The organism is uncultured Phenylobacterium sp. (genome assembly GCF_902826855.1).
Taxonomy (GTDB): Bacteria; Pseudomonadota; Alphaproteobacteria; order Caulobacterales; family Caulobacteraceae; genus Phenylobacterium.
In genome coordinates this window covers 1-2,525 of the sequence record NZ_CADEGK010000271.1, presented here as the reverse complement: position 1 = coordinate 2,525, position 2,525 = coordinate 1, and the positions used below count along the sequence as shown (strand labels likewise).

The window sequence follows — 2,525 nt, the reverse complement described above, 5'->3', positions numbered from 1 at the left end:
CTCGGCGCCGGCTGGTGGATGCAGGCGCAGCAGGCGGTGGTGAAGCCCTTCGTGGTGGAGGTCAGCCAGTGGGGCCAGACCCAGCGGATCACCGCCCTCGACGGGCGCTACGAGCCGACCCAGGCGCAGATCGGCCATGCCCTGGCGACCTGGATCCGCAGCGTCCGGGCCAAGTCGACGGACCCGGTCGTCATCCGGCAGAACTGGCTCGCCGCCTACGACTTGGTGACGCCGAAGTCCGCGGGCTTCCTCAACGCCTGGGCGCAGGCCCACGACCCCTTCGCCGAGGTCGGACGCGAGGCGGTCAACGTCGAGATCCTGAACGTCGTGCGCCGCAGCGGGCGCACCTATGACCTCCAGTGGCGCGAGACCCGGTTCGTCAACGGCCAGCAGGCCGCGCAGGACCGCTGGCGCGCACTGATCACCTTCAAGCTGCAGCCGCCGAAGACCGAGGCCGAGCTGCTGAAGAACCCTCTCGGCATCCGAATTGAGGACGTGTCATGGACCCCCGACGCCTCCTGATCCTCTGCATCATCGCGGGCGGGCTCGGCGGGTGTTCGTACCTGTCGCGCCTTGGCCTGTCGCCGGCTCCGCCGGCGGCCGTCCGATCGCTCGCTGCGGCGCCGGATTCGAGCGCGCCGGTCGCCCGGTCGGTCCACGGGGCCGAAGCACCGCCAGCGGCAGCCGCGGACCAGGCGTCAGGCGATCCCCCCGCTGGCCCTGAATCCGGACCGCGGACCTTCGTGGCCATGGCGCCCATCCCCAATCCGGGGCGCCGGACCTCGGTCGCCCGCGCCCGGCCGGCCCCCGCCGTGTCGTCCGAAGCGGGGCCGGCGCGAGATGCGGCGCCGTCCGGGCGGGCGGCGATCGCGGCTGCCAACTCCTCGGCGCGTCAGACCTCGCGGGCCCGCGCGTTTCTCGGCGGGGTACAGGTCTTCGTCTACGACCCTGGGCGGGTCTACGAGGTCTGGACCGCGCCGTTGCGCGTCACGACCCTCACCCTGTCGCGGGGCGAGACCGTGATCTCCAAGGCGGCCGGCGACACCGTCCGCTGGCAGATCGGCGAGACCCAGTCCGGCGAAGGACCCGACCAGCGGGCGCATGTGATGATCAAGCCGCTGGCGCGGGGCCTGGAAACCAACCTCGTCCTGCCCACCAACCGCCGCGTCTACCTCGTGCAGCTGCGGAGCGGCGACGCCGAGGCGTTCAACGCCGCCGTCACCTGGGACCTGGGCGCGGTGCTGGACGCCGCCGCGCCGGCCGCCGATAGGCCGCCGCCGGCGCCCGCGCTGGTCGCGCCGCAAGGGCCCCTGGACGCGGGCTTCCGGATACGTCCCAAAGGCCGCCGGCCGGCCTGGACTCCGACGGCCGTGGCGACCGATGGCATCCGCACCTTCCTCACCTTCCCGCCGGGTATGGCGGTCGCCGAGGCGCCGGCGCTGTTCGCGCTCGGGCCGTCGGGCGACGCCCAGCTCGTGAACTACCGCCAGCAGGGCGCCCTCTGGGTGGTCGACCGCGTTCTGACCGCGGCGGAACTGCGCATGGGCGGGCGCCATGCCCAGGTCGTGCGCATCGAGCGCATCGGAGCTGCGTCATGACCGAGACCGTCACCGGCGGCCCAGAAGCGCCGCGCCCGAAGGCCGCGATGCCGCCGCTCGACACGCGCGCCCCGCGCCCGTCCATGGTGCGACTGCGGCGCGGCGTCTTGGTCGGCGTGGTGATGGCGGGCATGGGTCTGGTCGGCGGATCGCTGGCCTGGGCCTTCGTGGTTCAGCCGGACCTTCGTGCGCGGGCGCATGATGCGCGCCTGGAAGGGCGCCCCACCGAGACGCGGGGAACGGTGCGGCCGAGCGAGAAGGTCACCGACGCGCCGGCCAGCTACGGCGACCTCAACCGGTTGCCGGAGCCGCGGGAGCTCGGGCGAGAGCCGACCCCCGCGAATACGCCGGCGCCCGCGCGGGCTCGCCAAGCCTCCCGCCCATCGCGTGGAGGATTGGCCAGTGACGCGCGGGGCTCGGGCCTCTTCTTCGCAAGCCCGGCGGCGCGGAGCTCGGCCCCGGCCGCCGGCGACAGCGCCGACACCGACCGGAGCGACTTGGCCGCTGTCTACAACACCCATGCCCTGCAGGCGTCGATCAGTCCCTACGAGGTCAAGGCCGGGGCCGTGATCGCCGCGGCGCTGCTGACGGCGATCGACACCGCGCGCAGCGGCCCCGTCACCGCCACGGTCACCGAGAACGTCTTCGACACCGTCAGCGGGCGCTTCCTGCTGATCCCGCAGGGCGCGCGCCTGATCGGCCGCCACGAGGGCGAGAGCCGACATGGCGACCGGCGCGCCTTCGTGGCCTGGGAGCGGTTGATCCTGCCCAACGGCAAGTCGCTGATCCTGCCGAAGGAGCCCGGCGTCGACGCCACGGGCGCGATCGGGGTGCGCGGCGCGGTCGACCGCCGTCTGGGGTCGCTGGCGATCGCCACGCTGTTCGCGGGCGCGATCACCACGCTGGGCCAGGTGGCGCGCGACCACG

General features: G+C 73.8%; 3 protein-coding genes (1 of these 3 running past the window's edge). All 3 read left to right on the top strand.

Annotated features, from left to right (window positions below; genetic code table 11):
* A protein-coding gene (trbF, locus tag QZV94_RS22970) for a conjugal transfer protein TrbF (protein ID WP_293682477.1) crosses the window boundary here: on the top strand, window positions 1-522 show its 3' portion. The gene continues 177 nt to the left of window position 1, outside the view; only the last 522 of its 699 coding nucleotides appear in the window; the start codon falls outside the window, past its left edge; the stop codon is at window positions 520-522.
* Window positions 501-1,598 (top strand): TrbG/VirB9 family P-type conjugative transfer protein, encoded by a 1,098-nt coding sequence (locus tag QZV94_RS22965; protein WP_293682475.1) that lies wholly within the window; start codon window positions 501-503, stop codon window positions 1,596-1,598. The genes trbF and QZV94_RS22965 overlap by 22 nt, the downstream gene beginning before the upstream one ends.
* On the top strand, window positions 1,595-2,525 hold a 931-nt coding region (locus QZV94_RS22960; protein WP_293682473.1), incomplete at its 3' end, for a TrbI/VirB10 family protein. The genes QZV94_RS22965 and QZV94_RS22960, both read left to right, overlap by 4 nt.

Excerpts from the sequence above, each read along its gene's own strand:
- QZV94_RS22965 (WP_293682475.1), top strand. The coding sequence starts at position 501 with ATGGACCCCCGACGCCTCCTGATCCTCTGCATCATCGCGGGCGGGCTC.